This is a genomic window from Streptomyces sp. NPDC004647 (assembly GCF_040609575.1).
Classification (GTDB): Bacteria; Actinomycetota; Actinomycetes; order Streptomycetales; family Streptomycetaceae; genus Streptomyces.
Window position 1 is genome coordinate 24,875 of record NZ_JBEXKU010000061.1, and the last position, 23,149, is coordinate 48,023.

Annotated in this window: 19 protein-coding genes; 14 read left to right on the plus strand and 5 right to left on the minus strand. The window is 70.4% G+C overall.

Annotated features, from left to right (window positions below; genetic code table 11):
• The first annotated feature begins 128 nt into the window (after positions 1-128).
• The 8 genes from trpC (at position 129) to ABZW18_RS24595 (ending at position 12,861) form a co-directional block, all read left to right on the plus strand.
• Entirely contained in the window at positions 129-938 is an 810-nt protein-coding gene (trpC, locus tag ABZW18_RS24560) for an indole-3-glycerol phosphate synthase TrpC (protein ID WP_356191009.1), read from the plus strand.
• Positions 939-1,390: 452 nt separating this feature from the next.
• Positions 1,391-2,656: a tryptophan synthase subunit beta gene (trpB, locus tag ABZW18_RS24565; RefSeq protein ID WP_356191011.1), complete on the plus strand. Its 1,266-nt coding sequence runs from the start codon at positions 1,391-1,393 to the stop codon at positions 2,654-2,656.
• Positions 2,656-3,471, plus strand: a complete 816-nt coding sequence (gene trpA / locus ABZW18_RS24570; RefSeq protein WP_356191013.1) for a tryptophan synthase subunit alpha — start codon at positions 2,656-2,658, stop codon at positions 3,469-3,471. The genes trpB and trpA overlap by 1 nt, the downstream gene beginning before the upstream one ends.
• A gap of 70 nt (positions 3,472-3,541) precedes the next feature.
• Entirely contained in the window at positions 3,542-4,321 is a 780-nt protein-coding gene (locus ABZW18_RS24575; RefSeq protein WP_356191016.1) for a thioredoxin domain-containing protein, read from the plus strand.
• Positions 4,322-4,405: 84 nt separating this feature from the next.
• Positions 4,406-5,464: a prolipoprotein diacylglyceryl transferase gene (gene lgt / locus ABZW18_RS24580; RefSeq protein WP_356191018.1), complete on the plus strand. Its 1,059-nt coding sequence runs from the start codon at positions 4,406-4,408 to the stop codon at positions 5,462-5,464.
• Positions 5,465-5,734: 270 nt separating this feature from the next.
• A complete protein-coding gene (locus ABZW18_RS24585; protein ID WP_356191020.1) occupies positions 5,735-6,466 on the plus strand; it encodes a VIT1/CCC1 transporter family protein in 732 nt (243 codons plus the stop codon).
• Positions 6,467-6,767: 301 nt separating this feature from the next.
• Positions 6,768-11,408 (plus strand): glutamate synthase large subunit, encoded by a 4,641-nt coding sequence (gene gltB / locus ABZW18_RS24590; RefSeq protein WP_356191022.1) that lies wholly within the window; start codon positions 6,768-6,770, stop codon positions 11,406-11,408.
• The gene (locus ABZW18_RS24595; RefSeq protein WP_356191025.1) at positions 11,401-12,861 is read left to right on the plus strand and encodes a glutamate synthase subunit beta; all 1,461 of its coding nucleotides are present in this window, start codon (positions 11,401-11,403) and stop codon (positions 12,859-12,861) included. The genes gltB and ABZW18_RS24595 overlap by 8 nt, the downstream gene beginning before the upstream one ends.
• A 137-nt stretch (positions 12,862-12,998) precedes the next feature.
• On the opposite strand, the gene ABZW18_RS24600 is transcribed toward ABZW18_RS24595, so the two are convergent.
• The 4 genes from ABZW18_RS24600 to ABZW18_RS24615 all read right to left on the minus strand — a co-directional run bounded on the left by ABZW18_RS24600 (position 12,999) and on the right by ABZW18_RS24615 (position 15,435).
• Positions 12,999-13,457 (minus strand): hypothetical protein, encoded by a 459-nt coding sequence (locus ABZW18_RS24600; RefSeq protein ID WP_356191028.1) that lies wholly within the window; start codon positions 13,455-13,457, stop codon positions 12,999-13,001.
• A gap of 83 nt (positions 13,458-13,540) precedes the next feature.
• A complete protein-coding gene (locus tag ABZW18_RS24605; RefSeq protein ID WP_356191030.1) occupies positions 13,541-13,978 on the minus strand; it encodes a CBS domain-containing protein in 438 nt (145 codons plus the stop codon).
• Positions 13,957-14,427, minus strand: a complete 471-nt coding sequence (locus ABZW18_RS24610) for an SRPBCC family protein (RefSeq protein WP_356191032.1) — start codon at positions 14,425-14,427, stop codon at positions 13,957-13,959. The genes ABZW18_RS24605 and ABZW18_RS24610 overlap by 22 nt, the downstream gene beginning before the upstream one ends.
• Before the next feature lie 108 nt (positions 14,428-14,535).
• Positions 14,536-15,435 carry a hypothetical protein gene (locus ABZW18_RS24615; RefSeq protein WP_356191034.1) on the minus strand — a complete coding sequence of 300 codons (900 nt, stop codon included), beginning with the start codon at positions 15,433-15,435 and terminating at the stop codon, positions 14,536-14,538.
• Between the two features lie 242 nt (positions 15,436-15,677).
• On the opposite strand from ABZW18_RS24615, the gene ABZW18_RS24620 reads away from it, so the two are divergent.
• The gene (locus ABZW18_RS24620; RefSeq protein WP_356191036.1) at positions 15,678-16,478 is read left to right on the plus strand and encodes a serine protease; all 801 of its coding nucleotides are present in this window, start codon (positions 15,678-15,680) and stop codon (positions 16,476-16,478) included.
• Positions 16,479-16,761: 283 nt separating this feature from the next.
• Entirely contained in the window at positions 16,762-17,085 is a 324-nt protein-coding gene (locus tag ABZW18_RS24625; protein WP_356191038.1) for a chorismate mutase, read from the plus strand.
• 44 nt (positions 17,086-17,129) lie between these two features.
• Here ABZW18_RS24625 and ABZW18_RS24630 read toward each other — a convergent pair whose 3' ends face one another.
• A complete protein-coding gene (locus ABZW18_RS24630) occupies positions 17,130-17,267 on the minus strand; it encodes a hypothetical protein (RefSeq protein WP_356191039.1) in 138 nt (45 codons plus the stop codon).
• Positions 17,268-17,441: 174 nt separating this feature from the next.
• Between ABZW18_RS24630 and ABZW18_RS24635 the strand changes: the two genes are divergently transcribed.
• From ABZW18_RS24635 to ABZW18_RS24650, 4 genes are all read left to right on the plus strand, one after another.
• Positions 17,442-17,948 carry a cupin domain-containing protein gene (locus tag ABZW18_RS24635; protein WP_356191041.1) on the plus strand — a complete coding sequence of 169 codons (507 nt, stop codon included), beginning with the start codon at positions 17,442-17,444 and terminating at the stop codon, positions 17,946-17,948.
• 137 nt (positions 17,949-18,085) lie between these two features.
• A complete protein-coding gene (gene pepN, locus ABZW18_RS24640) occupies positions 18,086-20,599 on the plus strand; it encodes an aminopeptidase N (protein WP_356191043.1) in 2,514 nt (837 codons plus the stop codon).
• Positions 20,600-20,958: 359 nt separating this feature from the next.
• Positions 20,959-22,380, plus strand: a complete 1,422-nt coding sequence (locus ABZW18_RS24645; RefSeq protein ID WP_356191045.1) for a pyridoxal-dependent decarboxylase — start codon at positions 20,959-20,961, stop codon at positions 22,378-22,380.
• The coding region (locus ABZW18_RS24650) for a SidA/IucD/PvdA family monooxygenase (RefSeq protein WP_356191047.1) at positions 22,377-23,149 on the plus strand (773 nt) is incomplete at its 3' end. The genes ABZW18_RS24645 and ABZW18_RS24650, both read left to right, overlap by 4 nt.

The following is a 23,149-nucleotide window of genomic DNA, read 5'->3' on the forward strand; positions in this document are numbered from 1 at the left end:
CCGTCCACCGGATGCGAGACCTGCGCCCGGGGCCGGATACCATCACAGTGCCTCACGCAGTGGCTGGTGGGGCAGCGCCGAACAGGCGCAGACCCATTGCTCCAGAATCCCGGAAGGGGGCCGCTCGCGTGAGTGTGCTCGACGAGATCATCGACGGAGTCCGCGCCGACCTCGCAGAGCGGCAGGCGCGCGTCAGCCTCGACGAGCTCAAGGAGCGGGCCGCGAAGGCTCCCCAGGCCAAGGACGGCATCGCCGCACTGCGCGGTGACAGCGTCAAGGTCATCTGCGAGGTCAAGCGCTCCAGCCCGTCGAAGGGCGCGCTCGCCGCGATCGCCGACCCGGCCGGACTCGCCTCCGACTACGAGGTGGGCGGCGCGGCCGTCATCAGCGTGCTGACCGAGGAGCGCAAGTTCGGCGGCTCGCTGGCCGACCTGGAGGCCGTACGGGCCAAGGTCGACATCCCGGTGCTGCGCAAGGACTTCATCGTCACCTCCTACCAGCTGTGGGAGGCCCGGGCGTACGGCGCGGACCTCGTCCTGCTGATCGTCGCCGCCCTCGACCAGGAGGCCCTGGTGTCGCTGGTCGAGCGGGCCGAGTCGATCGGGCTCACCCCGATCGTCGAGGTGCACGACGAGGAGGAGGCCGACCGGGCCGTGGACGCCGGGGCGCGGGTCATCGGCGTCAACGCGCGCAACCTGAAGACGCTCGAGGTGGACCGCGGGAACTTCTCACGCATCGCGCCGGAGATCCCCGACCACATCGTGAAGATCGCCGAATCGGGCGTGCGCGGGCCGCACGACCTGATCGCGTACGCCAATGAGGGCGCCGACGCCGTGCTGGTCGGCGAGTCGCTGGTCACCGGCCGCGACCCCAAGTCGGCGGTGGCCGATCTGGTGGCCGCGGGAGCCCACCCGGCGCTGCGGCACGGGCGGGGCTGAGGAACGGATGTGCGCGTACGCCCGGCTGGCTCGCGGCTGCAGGCCGCGCGGCTGCCGTGCGCCCGCGCGGCGCGTTCGTGGGCGCAGGGTGCGGTATGTGATCGGCTGTGTGCCGGGTCAGGTCAACGGAATGCGATGGCGCCGGGGCGCTGCGCTTTAGCCGTCCGGCTTCGGGCGGGTGACCGGTCCGCCGGTGCTTGTGTGGTTTCGGGGCCGGGGCCTCCGGGGTGGGGGCGTCCGGGAACGGATGTTTACGGGCCTGGCGGCCCACACATATCCGGCAGCTTCCCGGAACCCCCGTCCCCGCGACCCAGTCCCCTCCCGCCGGTGGCCTTCTTCGGGCCCCGTCATGGGGCAGCCCAGTGGCCCGGCCGCGGCGCAGTTGCTCTCGCGTACCGTGAAACTCATCCAAGACATTTTGGGGCATCAGTCCCCATCGAGGAGTACGTCGGATGTCGTCTGACTTCTTCATTCCGGACCCTGAGGGTCGCATTCCCAGTGCCGAGGGCTACTTCGGTGCCTTCGGCGGCAAGTTCATCCCCGAGGCGCTCGTCGCCGCGGTGGACGAGGTGGCCGCCGAGTACGAGAAGGCGAAGGGCGATCCCCAGTTCGCCGCCGAACTGGACGACCTGCTGGTCAACTACACCGGGCGGCCGAGCGCACTGACCGAGGTGCCGCGGTTCGCCGAGCAGGCCGGGGGAGCGAGGATCTTCCTCAAGCGGGAGGACCTGAACCACACCGGCTCGCACAAGATCAACAACGTGCTCGGGCAGGCCCTGCTCACCAAGCGCATGGGCAAGACCCGGGTCATCGCCGAGACCGGTGCGGGCCAGCACGGTGTCGCCACGGCGACCGCGTGCGCCCTGTTCGGCCTCGAGTGCACCATCTACATGGGCGAGATCGACACCGAGCGGCAGGCCCTGAACGTCGCCCGGATGAGGATGCTCGGTGCCGAGGTCGTGGCCGTGAAGTCCGGCAGCCGGACGCTGAAGGACGCGATCAACGAGGCGTTCCGCGACTGGGTCGCCAATGTGGACCGCACGCACTACCTGTTCGGGACGGTGGCGGGGCCGCACCCGTTCCCGGCGATGGTGCGGGACTTCCACCGGGTGATCGGCGTCGAGGCGCGGCGGCAGATCCTGGAGCGGACCGGGCGGCTGCCGGACGCGGTCGCGGCCTGTGTGGGCGGCGGCTCCAACGCCATCGGGCTGTTCCACGCCTTCCTCGCGGACCAGACCGTGCGGCTGGTGGGCCTGGAGGCCGCCGGGCACGGGGTCGAGTCCGGCGAGCACGCCGCGACTTTGAGCGTCGGCGAGCCCGGCATCCTGCACGGCTCGCGCAGCTACGTCCTGCAGGACGACGAGGGCCAGATCACCGAGCCCTACTCGATCTCCGCGGGGCTGGACTACCCGGGCATCGGCCCCGAGCACTCGTATCTGAAGGACTCGGGACGGGCCCAGTACCGGCCGGTCACCGACGACCAGGCGATGCAGGCGCTGCGCCTGCTGTCGCAGACCGAGGGCATCATCCCGGCGATCGAGAGCGCGCACGCGCTGCACGGCGCGATCGAACTCGGCCGGGAGCTGGGCACGGACGGGCTGATCCTCGTCAACCTCTCCGGCCGCGGGGACAAGGACATGGACACGGCTGCCCGCTACTTCGGGCTGTACGACCCGACCGACGCGGTCGAGGCCGACGAGACCGAAGGGGTCGAGTGATGGCGGGGAACGTGGAGTTGCTGGGGTCGGTGCTGGGCCGGGCCAAGGAGGAGAACCGGGCCGCGCTCGTCGGCTATCTGCCGGCCGGCTTTCCGACCGTCGACGCCGGCGTTCAGGCCGTCATCGCGATGGCCGAGGGCGGCTGCGACCTCGTCGAGGTGGGTCTGCCGCACAGTGACCCGGTCCTCGACGGGCCGGTCATCCAGACCGCCGACGACATCGCGCTGCGCGGCGGGGTGCGGATCGCCGATGTGCTGCGTACGGTCCGCGAGGCGCACGCGGCCACCGGCGTGCCCGTGCTGTGCATGACGTACTGGAACCCGGTGGACCGGTACGGCCCCGAGCGGTTCGCCGCCGAGTTGGCCGAGGCCGGGGGAGCGGGCTGCATCCTGCCGGACCTGCCGATCGAGGAGTCGGAGGTGTGGCGCAAGGCCGCCGAGCAGCACGGCCTGGCGACGGTCTTCGTGGTCGCGCCCAGCAGCCGCGACGAGCGGCTCGCCAGAATCACGGCGGCGGGCAGTGGCTTCGTGTACGCGGCGTCGCTGATGGGCGTCACCGGCACCCGCGAGTCGGTGGGCGAGCAGGCCCAGGACCTGGTGCGGCGCACCCGTGCGACGACCGCTCTGCCGGTCTGTGTCGGGCTGGGTGTGTCCAACCCGGAACAGGCCGCCGAGGTCGCGCAGTTCGCGGACGGGGTGATCGTCGGATCGGCCTTCGTCAAGCGGCTGCTGGACGCCCCGGACCTGGAGGCGGGCCTGGCCGGGGTGCGTACGCTCGCGGGCGAGCTGGCGGAGGGCGTCCGCCGCCGCACCTGACATAGCCCATAAGGGTGGATCTATGACCGGGGAGGCACGCTGCTGCCTCCCCGGTTCGTTCCTTCAGGGTGTGAGCGAGAAGAACCGAGAGGGAAAGCGCAGCGCCCGCGAGCGACTGCAGGAAGAGCGCGAGCGGGAGAAGGGCCGCGAGAAGCGCAAGCGGATGCTGCTGGTGGGTGTCGCCGCCATCGCGGTGCTGGGCATCGCGGCAGGAGTGGGCGTCGTGGTGTCCCGGACCGGCGGCAAGGAGGAAGCGGCCGGGCCGGTGGTCGCCCCGACCGGGGCGAACGGCGAGGACAGCCTCGCGATCCCGGTGGGGAGGACGGACGCCCCGTCCACCCTCACCATCTATGAGGACTTCCGCTGCCCGGCGTGCGCCCAGTTCGAGAACGGCTTCCGCGGCACCATCGATGAGCTTCGGAGAGCGGGCCAACTGAGAACCGAGTACCACCTGGTCACGATCATCGATGGGAACGTCGGCGGCCGGGGCTCGCTGAACGCGGCCAACGCGGCGGCGTGCGCGCAGGACGTCGGGAAGTTCCCGGAGTACCACGACGTGCTCTACAAGAATCAGCCGCCGGAGCAGGACGACGCGTTCGCCAGGAAGGACTATCTGATCGAGCTGGCGAGCCAGGTGAAAGGCCTGGTCACGAACACGTTCAAGAAGTGCGTCAACGACGGCGACCACGACGGCTGGGTGAAGAAGGCCAACAGCGCCTTCACCAGCTCCAGCCACCAGGGCACCCCGACCGTGCTGCTCAACGGCAAGGACGTCTATGCCGATCAGCAGAACCCGCTGACGCCGGACAAGCTGAAGAAGCTCGTCGGGGACGCCGCGAAGGGGCAGTAATGGGGCGGGAGTGACGCCTGTTACGCAGCCGTTGCCGGGCGGATTGCCGCATGTCCCGCCCGGCACGGTAGCGTCGGTCTAGCCATGGACCTCGCATTCATTCCCAGCCCGTCGACCGGCGTGATCCACCTCGGACCGGTCCCGCTTCGCGGCTACGCGTTCTGCATCATCATCGGCGTATTCGTCGCTGTCTGGCTCGGCGGCCGCCGCTGGGTCGCCCGCGGCGGCCTGCCGGGGACCGTCGCCGACATCGCCGTCTGGGCGGTGCCGTTCGGTCTTGTCGGTGGCCGCCTCTACCACGTGATCACCACGTACGAGCCATACTTCGGCGAGAACGGCCACTGGGTCGACGCGTTCAAGATCTGGGAAGGCGGTCTCGGCATCTGGGGCGCGATCGCCCTCGGTGCGGTCGGCGCGTGGATCGGCTGCCGCCGCCGGGGCATCCCGCTCCCGGCGTACGCGGACGCCGTCGCCCCGGGTCTCGCCTTCGCCCAGGCGATCGGCCGCTGGGGCAACTGGTTCAACCAGGAGCTGTACGGCCGGGCGACCGATCTGCCCTGGGCGCTCAGGATCGACGCCGACCCGGACATCGGCCGGGTCGCCGGGACCTACCACCCGACCTTCCTCTACGAGTCGCTGTGGTGCGTGGGCGTGGCACTCCTGGTCATCTGGGCGGACCGGCGCTTCACGCTCGGCCACGGGCGGGCCTTCGCGCTGTACGTCGCCGCGTACACGGTGGGGCGCGCCTGGATCGAGTACATGCGGATCGACGAGGCCCACCACATCCTGGGCCTCCGGCTCAATGTCTGGACCTCGATCGTCGTCTTCCTGGGGGCCATCGCCTACCTGATCATCTCGGCGAAGCGCAGTCCCGGCCGCGAGACCGTGGTCGAACCCGCGGCGGAGGCCGCTCGAGAGGCCGCAGCCGCGGGTGACGACTCGGATGCGGACGCCACGGAGAACGTGGATGCCACGGAGAAGGCGGACGCCACGGAGAAGGAAGCGGTCCCGGCAGACGAGACGGACACCACCGCCGCGCGCGATGACGCCGTGGACGGTGAGCCGGAGACCGCTGTCGCCGGCGAGCACGCCGGCGACGGCTCCGGAGCCGAGTCGGAGGCCGGAGCCCCGAAGAAGAGCTGACACCAGCGGTACGTCACAACGGCCGCCGGGCCCGCGCAAGCGGTCCGGCGGCCGTTGTGCGCGTCGAGGGGCGCCCCGCGCGGCCGGTGGCACAGGAGCGCCGCGAAGCCCACCGCCACGGCCCGGCCGGTGAAGATGCCCGAGGGCGAAGTCCCAGGTCAGAGAGGTAAGTTCGGCCTTCCTTGCTAGCGGATCAAGGTGAATCGTGCATACCTTCGAGGCACGGGGAGGCGGTCGGTCCGTCTTCCGGGGAAGAGGAGCACCAGCACCATGTCCGTCATCGACAACGCCGCCGCGCTGCACGAGGCACACCGCGACAACCACACCCACCGGGACGTCAACGGTGGCTGGCTGCGTCCCGCGGTCTTCGGCGCGATGGACGGACTGGTCTCCAACCTCGCGCTGATCACCGGTGTCGCGGGCGGCGACGTGGCCTCGAAGACCATCGTGATCACTGGGCTGGCAGGGCTGGCCGCCGGTGCGTTCTCGATGGCCGCCGGTGAGTACACCTCCGTGGCCTCCCAGCGTGAGCTGGTCCTCGCCGAGCTGGAGGTGGAGCGGCGCGAGCTGCGCAGCCACCCCAAGGACGAGCAGAAGGAGCTCGCCGCGCTCTACACCTCGCGCGGTGTCGAGCCCAAGCTCGCGGCCGAGGTGGCCAGGCAGCTGTCCAAGGACCCCGAGCAGGCCCTGGAGATCCACGCCCGCGAGGAGCTCGGGATCGACCCCTCGGACCTTCCCTCGCCCACCGTGGCCGCCATGTCCTCGTTCGCGGCCTTCGCCCTGGGGGCGCTGCTGCCCGTGCTGCCGTTCCTGCTCGGGGCCGCCGCGTTGCTGCCCTCCGTGCTGGTCGCGCTGCTCGGTCTCTTCGGCTGCGGCGCCGTCGTGGCGAGGGTCACGGCCCGCTCCTGGTGGTACAGCGGACTCCGGCAACTGATACTGGGCGGGACGGCGGCTGCGGTCACCTTCGGTCTCGGTACGCTGTTCGGCACCGCCGTCGGGTAGGGCCCCTGGTTCCGTACGCTGCGGAGCCGCACAGCTACAGGTTTCTCGTCGGTTTCAGCTCGTTTACCAACGGGCATGAGCCGGGGGCGCTCCAGGCAATGTCGCCTGCCGCGCCCAGGGTCGCGGACATCGCTCGTCCGTATTCGCCCGACATTCCACTTCCCGGCAGTGTCCGCATGCTGGAATGAAGTATCCGCTTCTTGGGAAGCGGGTCATCATGTAACCTGCACGAAAATTTTGACGCAGAGGGCCAACGTCGTCCCTCGGCACTGACACTGCCACGACGACGACGGGAGAGCCGATGCGTTCCGCGTCCACGCACTCCGCGACCGGCGGTAACACCGACGCCTGGTCGCCCATGGACGGGCGCCCCGCCCAGCAGGGGATGTACGACCCTCGCAATGAGCACGACGCCTGTGGCGTCGGTTTCGTGGCCACCCTCACGGGCGAGGCCGGCCACGAGCTCGTGGAGCAGGCTCTGACCGTGCTGCGCAACCTCGAACACCGAGGTGCCACCGGCTCCGAGCCGGACTCCGGCGACGGCGCCGGCATCCTGCTGCAGGTCCCGGACGCGTTCCTGCGTGAGACGGTCGCTTTCGAGCTCCCCGAGGCCGGTGCGTACGCCGTCGGCATCGCCTTCCTGCCCGCCGACGAGCCCGAGGGCGCGGCGGCCACCGCCCGCATCGAGGCCATCGCCGCGGAGGAGGGCCTGACCGTCCTCGGCTGGCGTGCCGTCCCCGTCGCCCCCGACCTGCTCGGCAAGGGCGCCCGGGCCACCATGCCCGCCTTCTCCCAGCTGTTCGTTTCAGACCAGCACGGCGTTTCAGACGGTGCGAGCACCGGCATCGCCCTCGACCGGAAGGCCTTCGTGCTGCGCAAGCGCGCCGAGCACGAGGCCGGGGTCTACTTCCCCTCACTGTCCGCGCGGACGATCGTCTACAAGGGCATGCTCACCACCGGGCAGCTGGAGCCGTTCTTCCCGGACCTGTCCGACCGCCGTTTCGCGACCGCCATCGCGCTGGTCCACTCGCGGTTCTCGACCAACACCTTCCCGAGCTGGCCGCTGGCCCACCCGTACCGCTTCGTCGCGCACAACGGCGAGATCAACACGGTCCAGGGCAACCGCAACTGGATGCGGGCCCGCGAATCGCAGCTGTCGTCCGACCTGTTCGGCCGCGCCGGCCGGAGCAGCGATGAGACCGGCAGCCTCGAGCGGATCTTCCCGGTCTGTACGCCCGACGCCTCCGACTCCGCGACCTTCGACGAGGCCCTGGAGCTGCTCCACCTCGGTGGCCGGTCCCTGCCGCACTCGGTGCTGATGATGGTCCCCGAGGCGTGGGAGAACCACGCCTCCATGGACCCGGCCCGCCGCGCCTTCTACCAGTACCACTCCACGATGATGGAGCCCTGGGACGGCCCCGCCTGCGTCACCTTCACCGACGGCACCCAGGTCGGCGCGGTCCTCGACCGCAATGGTCTGCGCCCCGGCCGCTACTGGGTCACCGACGACGGCCTCGTCGTCCTCTCCTCCGAGGTTGGCGTCCTGGACATCGACCCGGCCAAGGTCGTCCGCAAGGGCCGCCTCCAGCCGGGCCGGATGTTCCTCGTCGACACCGCCGAGCACCGCATCATCGAGGACGACGAGATCAAGGCGCAGCTCGCCGCCGAGCAGCCGTACGGCGAGTGGCTGGAGAGCGGTCTGATCGAGCTGGCCGACCTGCCCGAGCGCGAGCACATCGTGCACACCCACGCCTCGGTCACCCGCCGCCAGCAGACCTTCGGCTACACCGAGGAGGAGCTGCGCGTCCTGCTCGCGCCGATGGCCCGGACGGGCGCGGAGCCGATCGGTTCGATGGGTACGGACTCGCCGATCGCCGCGCTGTCCGACCGGCCGCGGCTGCTCTTCGACTACTTCACGCAGCTGTTCGCGCAGGTCACCAACCCGCCGCTGGACGCGATCCGCGAGGAGCTGGTCACCTCGCTGATCTCCGCGCTCGGCCCGCAGGGCAACCTGCTGGAGCCGACCTCGGCGTCCTGCCGCAGCGTCACCCTGCCCTTCCCGGTGATCGACAACGATGAGCTGGCCAAGCTCATCCACATCAACGCCGACGGCGACCTGCCCGGCTTCAAGGCCGTCACCCTCTCCGGTCTCTACCGGGTCGGCGGCGGTGGCGAGGCGCTGGCCGCACGTATCGCCGAGATCTGCGCCGAGGCCGACTCCGCCATCGCCGGCGGGGCCCACCTGATCGTGCTCTCCGACCGGCACTCGGACGCCGAGCACGCGCCGATTCCGTCGCTGCTGCTCACCTCCGCGGTCCACCACCACCTCATCCGCACCAAGCAGCGCACCCGGGTGGGCATGCTGGTCGAGGCCGGTGACGTCCGTGAGGTGCACCATGTCGCGCTGCTCATCGGCTACGGGGCCGCGGCCGTCAACCCGTACCTCGCGATGGAGTCGGTCGAGGACCTGGTCCGTGCAGGCACGTTCCTGCCCGGCGCCGAGGCCGAGGACGCCATCCGCAACCTCATCAAGGCGCTCGGCAAGGGCGTCCTCAAGGTGATGTCCAAGATGGGCATCTCCACCGTCGCCTCCTACCGCGGTGCCCAGGTCTTCGAGGCCGTCGGCCTGGAGGAGTCCTTCGTCGACACCTACTTCCACGGCACCGCCACGAAGATCGGTGGCGCGGGCCTGGACGTGATCGCCAGGGAGGTCGCCGAGCGGCACGCCAAGGCGTACCCCGCCTCCGGCATCGCCCCGGCCCACCGCGCCCTGGAGATCGGCGGCGAGTACCAGTGGCGCCGCGAGGGCGAGCCGCACCTCTTTGACCCGGACACGGTCTTCCGGCTGCAGCACTCCACGCGCGCCCGCCGCTACGACATCTTCAAGCAGTACACGCAGCGGATCGACGAGCAGGCGGAGCGGCTGATGACGCTGCGCGGCCTGTTCAGCTTCAAGAGCGACCGGCAGCCGATCTCCATCGACGAGGTGGAGCCGGTCAGCGAGATCGTCAAGCGTTTCTCCACCGGCGCCATGTCGTACGGCTCCATCTCCAAGGAGGCGCACGAGACCCTCGCCATCGCCATGAACCAGCTGGGCGGCAAGTCCAACACCGGTGAGGGCGGTGAGGACGCGGACCGCCTGTACGACCCGGCGCGACGTTCCTCGATCAAGCAGGTCGCCTCCGGCCGCTTCGGCGTGACCAGCGAATACCTGGTCAACTCCGATGACATCCAGATCAAGATGGCGCAGGGTGCGAAGCCCGGCGAGGGCGGCCAGCTGCCCGGTCACAAGGTGTACCCATGGGTGGCCACGACCCGGCACTCCACGCCCGGCGTGGGGCTGATCTCCCCGCCGCCGCACCACGACATCTACTCGATCGAGGACCTCGCCCAGCTGATCCACGACCTGAAGAACGCCAACCCCCAGGCGCGTATTCACGTCAAGCTGGTCTCCGAGGTCGGCGTCGGCACGGTCGCCGCGGGTGTCTCCAAGGCGCACGCCGATGTCGTCCTGATCTCCGGCCACGACGGCGGTACGGGTGCCTCGCCGCTCACCTCGCTCAAGCACGCGGGCGGCCCCTGGGAGCTCGGCCTCGCCGAGACCCAGCAGACCCTGCTGCTCAACGGCCTGCGCGACCGTATCGTCGTGCAGACCGACGGCCAGCTGAAGACCGGCCGCGACGTGCTCATCGCCGCGCTGCTGGGCGCCGAGGAGTTCGGTTTCGCCACCGCTCCGCTGGTGGTCTCCGGCTGCGTGATGATGCGCGTCTGCCACCTGGACACCTGCCCGGTCGGCATCGCCACCCAGAACCCGGTGCTGCGCGAGCGGTTCAACGGCAAGGCCGAATTCGTCGTGAACTTCTTCCAGTTCATCGCCGAAGAGGTCCGTGAGCTCCTGGCCGAGCTGGGCTTCCGTACGCTCGAGGAGGCAGTCGGCCACGCCGAACTGCTGGACACCGCGAAGGCCGTGGACCACTGGAAGGCCCAGGGCCTGGACCTGGAGCCGCTGCTCCATGTGCCGGACCTGCCGGAAGGCGCGGTGCGCCACCGGGCCATCGACCAGGACCACGGCCTGGAGAAGGCGCTGGACAACGAGCTGATCAAGCTTGCGGCCGACGCTCTCGCCGCGCCGACCGCCGAGGACGCGCAGCCCGTCCGCGCCCAGGTCGCCATCCGCAACATCAACCGCACGGTCGGCACCATGCTGGGCCACGAGGTGACGAAGAAGTTCGGTGGCGCGGGCCTGCCCGACGACACGATCGACATCACCTTCACCGGCTCCGCGGGCCAGTCGTTCGGCGCGTTCGTACCGCGCGGCGTCACGCTGCGGCTGGAGGGTGACGCCAACGACTACGTCGGCAAGGGCCTCTCCGGCGGCCGCGTCATCGTCCGCCCGGACCGGGGCGCCGACCATCTGGCCGAGTTCTCCACCATCGCCGGCAACACGATCGCGTACGGGGCGACCGGCGGCGAGATCTTCCTCCGCGGCCGGGTCGGCGAGCGCTTCTGCGTCCGCAACTCCGGCGCCACCGTCGTCTCGGAAGGCGTGGGCGACCACGGCTGCGAGTACATGACCGGCGGCAGTGCGGTCGTGCTCGGCGAGACCGGCCGCAACTTCGCGGCCGGCATGTCCGGCGGTGTCGCGTACGTGATCGACCTCGACACCGACAACGTCAACGGGGAACTGGTATCCGCCGTTGACCCGCTGGACGCCGACGACCGGGAGCGGCTGCACGACGTCGTGCGCCGCCATCACGAGGAGACCGGCTCCACCGTCGCCGAGAAGCTGCTCGCCGACTGGGAGACCTCGGTGACCCGCTTCAGCAAGGTCACTCCGGCCACCTTCAAGGCCGTGCTCGCCGCCAAGGACGCCGCCGAGCGAGCCGGACTCTCCGAGTCCGAGACCCACGAGAAGATGATGGAGGCGGCGACCCATGGCTGACCCCAAGGGCTTCCTGACCACCGGGCGCGAGGTCGCCAAGACCCGCCCCGTCGACGAGCGCCTCAAGGACTGGGACGAGGTCTACGTCCCGGGCTCGCTGCTGCCGATCATCAGCAAGCAGGCCGGGCGCTGCATGGACTGCGGCATTCCGTTCTGCCACAACGGCTGCCCGCTGGGGAACCTGATCCCCGAGTGGAACGACTTCGCCTACCGCGAGGACTGGCAGAACGCGAGCGAGCGGCTGCACGCGACCAACAACTTCCCGGAGTTCACCGGGCGGCTGTGCCCGGCTCCCTGTGAGTCGGCGTGCGTCCTGGCCATCAACCAGCCCGCGGTGACCATCAAGAACGTCGAGGTCACCATCATCGACAAGGCGTGGGAGACGGGCGACGTCACCCCGCAGCCGCCGGAGCGGCTGTCCGGCAAGACGGTCGCCGTCATCGGTTCGGGCCCGGCCGGCCTCGCGGCTGCCCAGCAGCTGACCCGCGCCGGTCACACGGTCGCGGTGTACGAGCGCGCGGACCGTATCGGGGGTCTCCTCCGCTACGGCATCCCCGAGTTCAAGATGGAGAAGCGCCACATCAACCGCCGTATCGAGCAGATGCGGGCGGAGGGCACCAAGTTCCGTACGGGCGTGGAGATCGGCCGGGACATCGACGCGGCGAAGCTGCGCAAGCGCTACGACGCGGTGGTCATCGCGGCCGGTGCCACGGTGTCGCGCGATCTGCCGGTGCCGGGGCGCGAGCTCAGCGGCATCCATCAGGCGATGGAGTACCTCCCCCTCTCCAACAAGGTGCAGGAGGGCGACTTCGTCACCCCGCCGATCACCGCCGAGGGCAAGCACGTCGTGGTCATCGGCGGTGGCGACACCGGCGCGGACTGCGTCGGCACCGCCCATCGCCAGGGCGCGGCCTCCGTCACGCAGCTGGAGATCATGCCCCGTCCGTCGGACGAGCGCCCCGGCCACCAGCCGTGGCCGACGTTCCCGATGACGTACAAGGTCACCTCGGCCCACGAGGAGGGCGGCGAGCGCGTCTACGCCGTCTCCACCACCCACTTCGAGGGTGACGAGGACGGGAACGTGCAGTTCCTGCATCTGGTCGAGGTCGAGTTCAAGGACGGCAAGTTCGAGCAGAAGCCGGGCACCGAGCGGAAGATCCCGGCGCAGCTGGTCACGCTCGCCATGGGCTTCACCGGCACCGACCAGGAGAACGGCCTGGTCCAGCAGTTCGGCCTGGACCTGGACGAGCGCGGCAACATCGCGCGCGACGCGGACTTCGCGACCAACGTGCCCGGCGTCTACGTCGCCGGTGACGCGGGCCGCGGCCAGTCGCTGATCGTCTGGGCGATCGCCGAGGGCCGCTCGGCCGCCCGCGGCGTGGACCGCCATCTGACGGGCGACAGCGCGCTGCCGTCCCCGATCCGCCCGACGGACCGAGCGCTCACCGTCTGAGCCTCCCGACTGTCCCGTACAACGTCGTACGGAACATCCGCGGCGCCTGCCCCTCCCCGACCGGAGGCAGGCGTCGCGGCATGTTCGAACCCGCTGCGCCCGGGGTCCGTGCCGGGAGCTTCCGGATACGGAGCGGCTCAGTGGTCGAGCAGCTGCTTGCCGGTCGCCGCGTCGACGACGCCGCGCTCGCCGAGGTCCTGCTTCAGCCGCACCTTCACCCGGTCGACCAGGAGCTGGTCGGTGCAGACATCGACGTCCTTCTCGACCGCCCAGCCGGCGACGACCACGAGCTTGTCCGTCTCGTGCACCAGGGCTCCGTAGTCCGCGTCGCAGGCACCGTGTCCGACGCGCAGGGTCAGCACCTTGACCTTGCCCGCCGCTGCGTCACGCGGGTGCTCGACGCCCTCCAGCGGCAGCATGTCGTCGTGGTGGCCGCTCACCGGCCGTATTTTCGGCCAGTCCCGCACGACCTCGGTGGACCGCTCCTCGAAGCGGTCGCGGTCCGGCCGCGTGCTGACCGTTGTCTCTTCCTCACCGCAGCCCGCCGCCGACAACGCGGCAAGGGCGAGCAGAGCGGCCGCCACACCTGTTCGCATCATTCCTCCCGATGTCGCAGGTGTGACGCCCGCGTCCCGTTCCGGGTTCCCGCCGTTGCCGGCCCCGGGGCTGCCGACGGCCGTCAGGCCGCGTAGACGCGCTCGACGAACTCCGCGAGCTGCTCGTCGGGGATGTTCCGGGCGAGATTGGCCTCGCTGATCATCCCGACCAGGCGGTGGCCGTTCCGGACGTCGATGACCGGGAGGCGCTTGATCTGGTGCGTCTCCATGATTTCCAGGGTCTCGGTGATGGGCGCCTCGGCGTCGATCCAGTGCAGCTCTCCGGCGAATTCGGACGCCATCACGCTCGCCGGTTCGCGGCCCTCGGCACAACAACGGACCACGATGTCACGGTCTGTGATCATTCCCTTCAGCCTGTCGTCGCTGCCGCAGATCGGAACGCAACCGACGTTCAGGTCGCGCATCATCCGTGACGCGTCCAGCAGCGTCTGGTTCTCGCCGACGCACTGCGTGCCCGCGTGCATGACATCGCGGGCCTTCATGGATTCTGTGGTGGCCATGGCCGGTCCCTTCCTTCCGTACGATCTTTCTCCGCCAGGTCCTTCAGCTGCCGCAGGTCGCCCCGGACGAGCCGTTCAATGGCGCTGGCCTGCGCGAACCCCTTCGGGCCGCCGAATTCCTCCTTGACGGTTTCCGGGTCGTACTCCACCCGGATCTGCACCCGGGTGTGCTCCGGGTCGAGCGGCAGGACGGAGAAGGTTCCGGCCAGGTGTGCGCCGCTCACGGTCCGCCACATCATCAGCCGGCCCTGGCCCCGGTCGAGTATCTCGGCGTCCAGTTCATAAACCCGGTCGCTGGTTTTGATGGCGAGATGCGCCCGGTGCTTGCCCTCCGTCCGGGCGTGACGGACGCCGTCCACGAATTGCGGGTAGTCCTCGACACGATGAAGGCAGTCCCAGGCAACCTTCGCGGGGACGTCGATGTCGATCTGCTCTTCGAGCGTGCTCATCGAAAAGACCTCCAACCTGGTTTCCAGGTTGCGCCGCTCCGCCGATGGATGCGAATCGGCTGGGCTGTGCGGGGGCCGTGCGGCCGCGGGCGCGGCCGGGGCATCGGGTCAGGTGTCGCAGTCCAGGACGGTCCGGCACAGCCCGCAGCGTGCCCGCACCCTTCCCCGCACGGGTACGCGGATGCGCTGGTGGCAGGTCGGGCACGGAAAGGTCACCCGCAGCGGTGCCTGCCCCTCGAAGGCGTAGCCGCCGCCCTCGGGCGCCGGTGCGGCGGCGCTTCCGCGGTGGTCCTGGACGGACCGGCGGTCCTTGGCGTACCGCCGGCGGCCCGCCCAGCCACAGGCGGTCAGCGGCGGCTGCTCCCCGTCTCGGCGGGCCAGGGCGAGCCCCTTGGTGTACGCCGTGTACGCCTGCGGGCTGGTGAACCAGGGGGAAGGGTCCTCACCGAAGGCCAGGGCGCGCTTGGCCAGGACGTAGCCGAACTCCTCCGGCGTGAGATACCCCAGCTTCTGCGACGTCACGGAGTCCTCGCGATAGGCGTCGAGGAGCAGCCAGCCCGCACCGAGGTATGTCGTGGCGGTGTCGGTCAGGATCTCGTTGTCGCGCGTGCCGGGGAAGGAGAGGTCGAGGCGGTGCAGATAGATGTGCATCACCTCGTGGGCGAGGGCGGCGCCGATGTCCTGGCGGTGTGTCCTGAACCGGCTGTTCAGTTCGATGAAGTACTCAGGTCCCGCGGCGAGTTCGACGTTCGCCGCGTGGCGCATGTCGCGGAAGCTCACGATCATGCGGGCTTCCGGCAGATGCAGATGCTGCACCATGGCGCGGGCGACACGCTGCACTCCGAGGTGGAGGTCGTCCATGTCGGCGAAGGCGACCTCGGCCGGGAGGACGCTTGTGGCGAAGGTGCTCACGGTGTCGTACGACAGCCGACGGTAGAGCGCGGTGATGGCGGACCGCACGGTCTCGATGTGCGGATAGCCGTGCACGACCTCGCTGCCCGTTCCCACGCGTCAACTCTACGGGCCTGGCCGGAAAGCGGGCATGAAACTGGCTTGTTGGCGACCCTTGTCACGTACGTCACTTACTCCACATAATCCAAAGGCGCTTTTGCGGACTCGCCCCCAGGGGTCCGGACGCCTTGCGGTGTGCTGCCGTCGCTCTGCGGAACCTCTTTCGGCGGTGTCTTCCGGATCTTGAATTGGCATGAGCCTGCCAAGAGCGAGAGGAACCCCCCACGAAAGGACGTCCGTTGAAGACCCTCGTCAAGATTCTCAAGAGATCCACCGCGGTCGGCGCGGTCGCACTCGCCGCGTTCAGCCTGCAGCCCGGCGCGGCGCAGGCACAGATGGCTCCCGGTCCGAGCGCCGCTCCCCCCGTCGTCGGCGGAACGCCCGCCGCCAAGGGCGAGTTCCCCTGGATGGTCCGGCTGTCCATGGGCTGTGGCGGCGCCCTTTACACCAAGAGCATCGTCCTCACCGCCGCCCACTGTGTGGACGGATCCGGTGCGGACACCAGCATCACCGCCACCGCGGGAGTGGTGGACCTCAACGACTCCGGCGCCATCAAGGTCAAGTCCACCCAGGTCCTCCAGGCCCCCGGCTACAACGGCACGGGCAAGGACTGGGCGCTGATCAAGCTCGCCAAACCCATCGACCTGCCGACCCTGCCGACGGCAACGACGTCCGCGTACGACAAGGGCGACTTCACCGTCGCGGGCTGGGGCGCGGCACGCGAGGGCGGCGGCCAGCAGCGGTACCTGCTCAAGGCGCAGGTGCCGTTCGTCGATGACGCCACCTGCAAGAGCGCGTACTCGGACCTGGTGGCGGGCGAGGAGATCTGCGCTGGGCTCATGGACACGGGCGGCGTGGACACCTGCCAGGGTGACTCGGGTGGTCCGATGTTCCGCAAGGACGACTCCGGGGCCTGGATCCAGGTCGGAATCGTCAGCTGGGGCGAGGGCTGTGCCCGCCCGGGCAAGCCCGGTGTCTACACCGAGGTGAGCCACTTCGCGGGGGACATCAAGGCCGGCGCGGACCAGCTCGGCAGCTGACCGCTGCGGGGAAATGATCCGGCGTCCGCGCTCCGCGCGCGGGCGCCGGATCGTGCTGTGCGGCAGTCGCCCCGCCCCCGGGCGCAACCGGCGCGGTCAGTCCGACAGTGAGGCCGTGAGACAGGCGCACCGGCCTGTCTTCCGAGTACCCGGGCGGTAGCGGCGGGGTACCCGGAGTCGTCCCGCCAGGGGCGGGCGGCGAGCGCGGACGGCGCGCACGGGGCCGCTCCTGTTACGGTGCAGGTGCCTCCGCCAGTGATACGCAAAACGGGAGACCGGCTCGATGACCGACCAGTCCGTGACCAGCAACGACCTCGACGACGAGGGTGTCCGGGCCGAGCTCGAGCGGCTGCGCAACAGCATCGACAACATCGACGCGGCGGTCGTCCACATGCTGGCCGAGCGTTTCAAGTGCACACAGCAGGTCGGCCGCCTCAAGGCCGACTACCGGCTCCCCGCGGCCGACCCCACCCGCGAGGCCCTCCAGATCGCCCGCCTCCGGGAACTCGCCGAGAGCGCGAAGCTGGACCCGGCGTTCGCGGAGAAGCTGCTGAACTTCATCATCGCCGAGGTCATCCGCCACCACGAGACCATCGCCCGCGGCTAGGCCTCGGCTGGGCCGCGTCTTCCGGATCGCCGTGCGGTCGGTCATCACTGGGTGATCACTCCACCGCCCTGCCCGAACACGAGCAGGCTGATCTCGGGGCTCCACGGGACGTACTCGAACTCGACACCGGCCTGATGACCGGCATGGGAGCCGCGCCCCGCCGGGACCTCGAAGTGAGGCACAGTCAGTTCCCGGACGCCGGTTCGATCGGCGGCTCTCACGCCTTCCACCGTCGCGGCCGCCCGCCCCGGGCAGCGGACGCCGCTCGCCATGAGCCGCGGCCCTCCGCCGGGCGCCTCCCGGGCACCCGGCATAGGGTGGCAGAAGATGATGAAAGCGACACCTGGGAGGCCGTGATGAAGGCTCTCCGCTTCGTGATCGAACCGGATGAGGGCAAGTCGATCTGGCTCGCGGGCATCGGGGTCGACTTCAGGATCTGGGGTGAGGAGACCGGCAACCAGTTCTCGGTCGTCGAGCACCCGATCGAGCCCGGCCGTCTCGTACCGCCGCACGTGCACAGCCGTGAGGACGAGTTCTCCTACGTCCTGCAGGGCCGGGTCGGTGCACGGGTGGGCGACCAGGAGGCCACGGCAGGCCCGGGCTCGTACATCCTCAAGCCGCGGGGGATCCTGCACACCTTCTGGAACGCCGGACCGGAACCGGCCAGGATCCTGGAGATCCTCTCTCCCGCAGGCTTCGAGCGGTTCTTCGAGGAGATGGGCACGATCGCCGAGACGGCGGACAGTCCTTCCGAGTTCGTCCAGCGCCGCGCAGAACTGGCGGAGCAGTACGGTCTCGCGTTCTCGGACGAGTGGGTCGCCGAACTGACCGACACATACCGGCTCAAGCTCGTCGGTGAATAGCTGAACAGCCGCCCCGACCCGGCACGATGACACCGCACAGCACTGCCGTCCCGGCGCGTGCACTGCGCCTGCGGCGGGCTCGGCGGGCTCGTCGACCCACCTGCGCCGCCCGCAGGGCGTACGGCAGCATGGCAGCCATGTCCGTACTGACGCGCGACGAAGCGCAGACCCGAGCCCGCCTCCTCGAGGTGCACCGCTATACCGTCGACCTCGATCTGACGCGCGGGGACGAACTGTTCGGCTCGAGTACCGTCATCGACTTCACGGCGCGCACAGCCTGCGACACCTTCGTCGAACTGCGGCCCGCCGTCCTGCACCGCGCCGTACTGGACGGACACGCGCTCGACCCGGCCGACGCCGCAGAGGGGCGGCTGCCGCTCACCGGACTCGCGGCCGGCGAGCACCAACTGCGCGTCGAGGCCGACATGCGCTACTCGCAGACCGGCGAGGGCATGCACCGCTTCACCGATCCCGCCGACGGCGAGACGTACCTCTACACGATGTGCTGCATGTCCGACGGCCCGCAGGTTTTCGCGGGCTTCGACCAGCCCGACCTCAAAGCGGTCTTCGAGGTCGCCGTCACCGCCCCGCCGTCCTGGACCGTGCTCGGCAACGGCATCGCCGTGCAGCGGGACGAAGGGCGCTGGGAGATCGCGCCCACCCCGCCGATCAGCACCTATCTGATGGCGCTCGCCGCCGGCCCGTACCACTCCGTACGGACCGAGCACACCGGCGTCCCGCTCGGGCTGCACGTCCGCAAGTCCCTCGGACAGCACCTGGACGCCGACGCCGAGGAACTCTTCGACATCACCCGCCGCTGCTTCGACCGCTACCACCAGATCTTCGACGAGCCCTACCCCTTCGACTCCTACGACCAGGCATTCGTCCCCGAGTTCAACTCCGGCGCGATGGAGAACCCGGGACTCGTCACCTTCCGCGACGAGTTCATCCACCGCTCCGCGGTCACCGACACCGAGCGGCAGACCCGCGCCATGGTCATCGCCCACGAGATGGCCCACATGTGGTTCGGCGACCTCGTCACCATGGAGTGGTGGGACGACATCTGGCTGAACGAGTCCTTCGCCGAGTACATGGGCTTCCAGATCCTCACCGAGGCCACCGGCTTCACCGGCACCTGGACGGACTTCGCGGTCGCCCGCAAGAGCTGGGGCTACGACGCCGACCAGCGCCCGTCCACCCACTCCGTGGCACCCGAACCCGAGGTGGTCCCCGACACCGAGGCCGCCCGCCTCAACTTCGACGGCATCTCCTACGCCAAGGGCGCCTCCGCACTGCGCCAACTCGTCGCCTGGCTCGGTGAGAAGGACTTCCTGGCGGGCATCAACGACCACTTCGCCCGGCACCGCTTCGGCAGTGCCACCCTCGCCGACTTCCTCGACTCGCTCGCACGCGCCACGGACCGCGACGTTCACGCCTGGGCCGAGCGCTGGCTCCGCACCACCGGTGTCGACACGCTCACCCCGCAGGTCAGCAACCACGGCGACGAGTGGCATGTCGACATCGTGCACACGGGGTCGCGGCCGCACCGTATCGCCATCGGCGCCTACGACCGTGCGTTCACCGACCCCGAACGGCTCGTGCTGCGCGACCGGTTCGAGGCCGATCTGGGGGCGGAGGACGGTGCGGTGACGACCCTCGCCTTCCCGGGCAACCGCCCCGACCTGCTACTGCTCAACGACAGCGACCTGAGCTACGCGAAGATCCGCCTCGACCCCGGCTCCTGGGAGACCGTCGTACGCTCCCTGTCCGCGGTCCCCGATCCGCTGGCCCGCGCCGTCATCTGGAACGCGGCCCGCGACATGGTCCGGGACGGCGAACTCCCGCCCGCCGCCTACCTCGACGCCGCCCGGGGCCACCTCCCGTACGAGCGCGACAACGCCGTCGTCCAGGGTGTGCTGGCCTTCGCCCGTGTCCACATCGCCGACCGCTTTCTGCCGCTGGACGCCCGGCCGATAGCACTGTCCACTCTCACCGCCGTCTGCCGCGACCTCATCCGGCTCACCGAGGACGGCTCCGCGCCCGGCCTGCGGCTCACCGCCGTACGCACCTTCATCGACAGCTCCGTCGACCCCGACACCCTGCGCGACTGGCTGTCCGACAGCATGGTGCCGGGCGGCCCCGAACTCGACCCCGAGCTGCGCTGGCGGACCCTCGGCCGACTCGCCGTACTCGGCGGCGCGACGACCGCCGACATCGACGCGGAACTGGACCGGGACCCGAGCGCCACAGGCCAGGAAGGCGCCGCCCGCTGCCGGGCCGCTCTCCCGGACGCGTCGGCCAAGGAAGCCGCCTGGACAGCCCTGTTCGAGAACGACGAGCTCTCGAACTACCTCGTCAACGCCATCGCCGCGGGCTTCTGGCACCCCGAACAGCACGCCCTCGTCCAGGACTACGTGCCCCGTTACTATCCGGCCGCCGTCGCCGCCTCCGCCCGCCGTGGCCCGGCCATCGCCGAGGCCCTCGGCCGCTTCGCCTTCCCCGCCGCAGCGGTGAACGAGAAAACCCTGCGCCTGGGGGAGGAGTGCTTGCGCGACGGCGACCCGGTCCCGGCGCTGCGCCGCCGGCTCGAGGACCAGCTGGACGACCTGCGGCGTGCGCTGCGGATCCGGGCCAGCTCGGATGCCGGATGACACGAGGCCGCCTGCCGCGAGCGAGGCTCCCCGTACGGCTGGTGTGGGCGCAAGACGTGCGCGGCAGCGAGCGAGAGGGCGAGCGTGAGGTATACGCGGCAGCGAGCGAAAGGGCGAGCGCACTGCATACGCGACAGCGTGCGCAGAGGCGGGCGCGACGCCCGCCCGCGGCTGTTCACCCCTCCCCACCCCGGCCTGTACAGCGTCAGGCCCCCTACCAGCCCGCGGAATGCGACACCCATTCCACCGGGCTGCACTACCCCTTTCGGGTTCCGATCACCCCGCAGACCGGACGCGCCCCCGCATCTCCGCTCACACTGAGGGCGCGCCCGGCCGAAGCACTCCTCTAAGGACACGACATGCCGATGCCGCCCGACGGCACTCCCACCACCCCGCTCGCCGGAGGCACGGACGGCCCGCGGCAGTTGCGTCCTCTCCTCGACACCGTCCTGGAAGCGCTGGCCGACGGCGCCGCCGCCCGCGGCGGCCCCTTCCCGGCAGGCGGACCGGAAGCGGTCACCCACCGCCTACGGGTCGCGGCCGAGCCCCTCATCCCCGAGACCGGCATCGGCTCGCACGCCGCGCTGCGCACTCTGGTGCACGCCCTCGCCGAAGGCGCCGCTGACCCCGCCGACCCGCGCTGCGCCGCCCATCTGCACGGCCCGCCGCTCGCCGTCGCCACAGCCGCCGACCTCGCCGCCAGCGCGCTCAACCCCTCCATGGACTCCTGGGACCAGGCCCCCGCCGCGTCCGCGCTCGAACAGCTGGTCTGCCGCGGTCTCGCCACCGAAGTGTTCCCGCACGGCACCGCGCCCGACGCACTCGTCACCACCGGCGGCACCGAGTCGAACCAGATCGCCATCCTCCTCGCCCGCGAACTGAGCCGGGACCAGGGCCCCGTACAGATCGTCTGCGGAAACAACGCCCACCACAGCATCCGGCGCGGCGCCTGGCTCCTCGGGCTGCCCGAGCCTGTCACCCTGCCCACCCCGGCAGGACTCCTCAGCCCCGCCGCCCTGGACTCCGCGCTCGCCGCCCTGCGCGGCCCGGTGCTGGTCACCGCCACAGCCGGTACCACCGACACCGGCGAGATCGACCCGCTCCCGCAACTCGCCGACGTCTGCGCCGCCCACTCCGCCCGGCTCCATGTCGACGCCTCCTACGGTGGCCCCCTTCTCTTCAGCCACACCCTGCACAACCGCCTCGACGGTCTCGCCCGCGCCGACTCCGTCACCCTGGACCTGCACAAGATGGGATGGCAGCCGATCGCCGCGGGCTTCCTCGCCGTCCCCGACACCCACGCCCTCGCCCCACTCGGCCACCACGCCGACTACCTCAACGCCGACGACGACACCGAGGCCGGTATCCCCGATCTCCTCGGCCGCTCACTCCGTACGACCCGCCGCCCCGACGTCGTGAAGGTCGCCGTCACCCTCCGCGCGCTCGGCCGCACCGGTCTGGCCGCGCTCGTCGAGCACACCTGCGCCGCCGCCCAGCGCCTCGCCGACCTCGTCGAAGCCCACCCGGACTTCCAGCTGTACGAGCGGCCCACGCTCAGCAGCCTCCTCTTCCGCCCCGAGGGCGCCTCCGACGAGCGCGTCGCCGAGATCCGCCGCGGCCTGCTCACCGACGGCCGGGCCGTCCTCGGCCGCGCGCACGCCACCGACCACCGCGACGGAACCCGCCGGCTCTGGCTCAAGGCCACCGTGCTCAACCCGCACACCCGGCCCGCCGACCTCGAAGCCCTCCTGAAAATCGTGGAAGGAAGCGCCGCCAGATGACGTCCGACCCGACCGAACAGCCGCTGGACCTGGTGGGCATCGGCATCGGCCCGCTCAACCTCTCCCTCGCCGCACTCGCACACGGCGTGCCCGGGCTGCGCACCGCCTTCTACGACCAGCGGCCCGCCTTCCACTGGCACCCCGGCCTGCTCGTCGACGGGGCCGCCCTCCAGGTGCCCTTCCTGGCCGACCTGGTGAGCCTCGTCGCACCGAGCAGCCCCTGGTCCTTCCTCAACTTCCTGCGCGCCCGCGACCGGCTGTTCCCCTTCTACTTCGCCGAGCGCTTCCACATCCAGCGCGCCGAGTACGACGCGTACTGCCGCTGGGTCAGCGAGGAACTGCCGGGGATCCACTTCGGGCACCAGGTCGACCTCATCCGCTGGAACACCGAACGCGAGCTGTTCGAAGTGGATTTCACCCAGGTCGACGCGGACGGCGAAGCCGAGGCCCTGGGCCGGATCTACGCCCGGAACCTCGTCCTCGGCGTCGGCACCGTCCCGTACGTACCGGAGACGCTGCGCCCGCTCGCCGACGCTCCGGCCGTCCCCGTCATCCACTCCTCGGACTACCTCGCCCACCGGGAGCGGCTGCTGGCCGGCGAGCACGTCACCGTCGTCGGGTCCGGGCAGTCCGGGGCCGAGGTGTTCCTGGATCTGCTGCGGGCGCGGCCCGTGGGGCGGGAGGGGCTGAGCTGGCTGGCCCGTACCCCGGCGTTCGCACCGATGGAGTACAGCAAGCTCGGCCTGGAGCACTTCACCCCCGACTACGC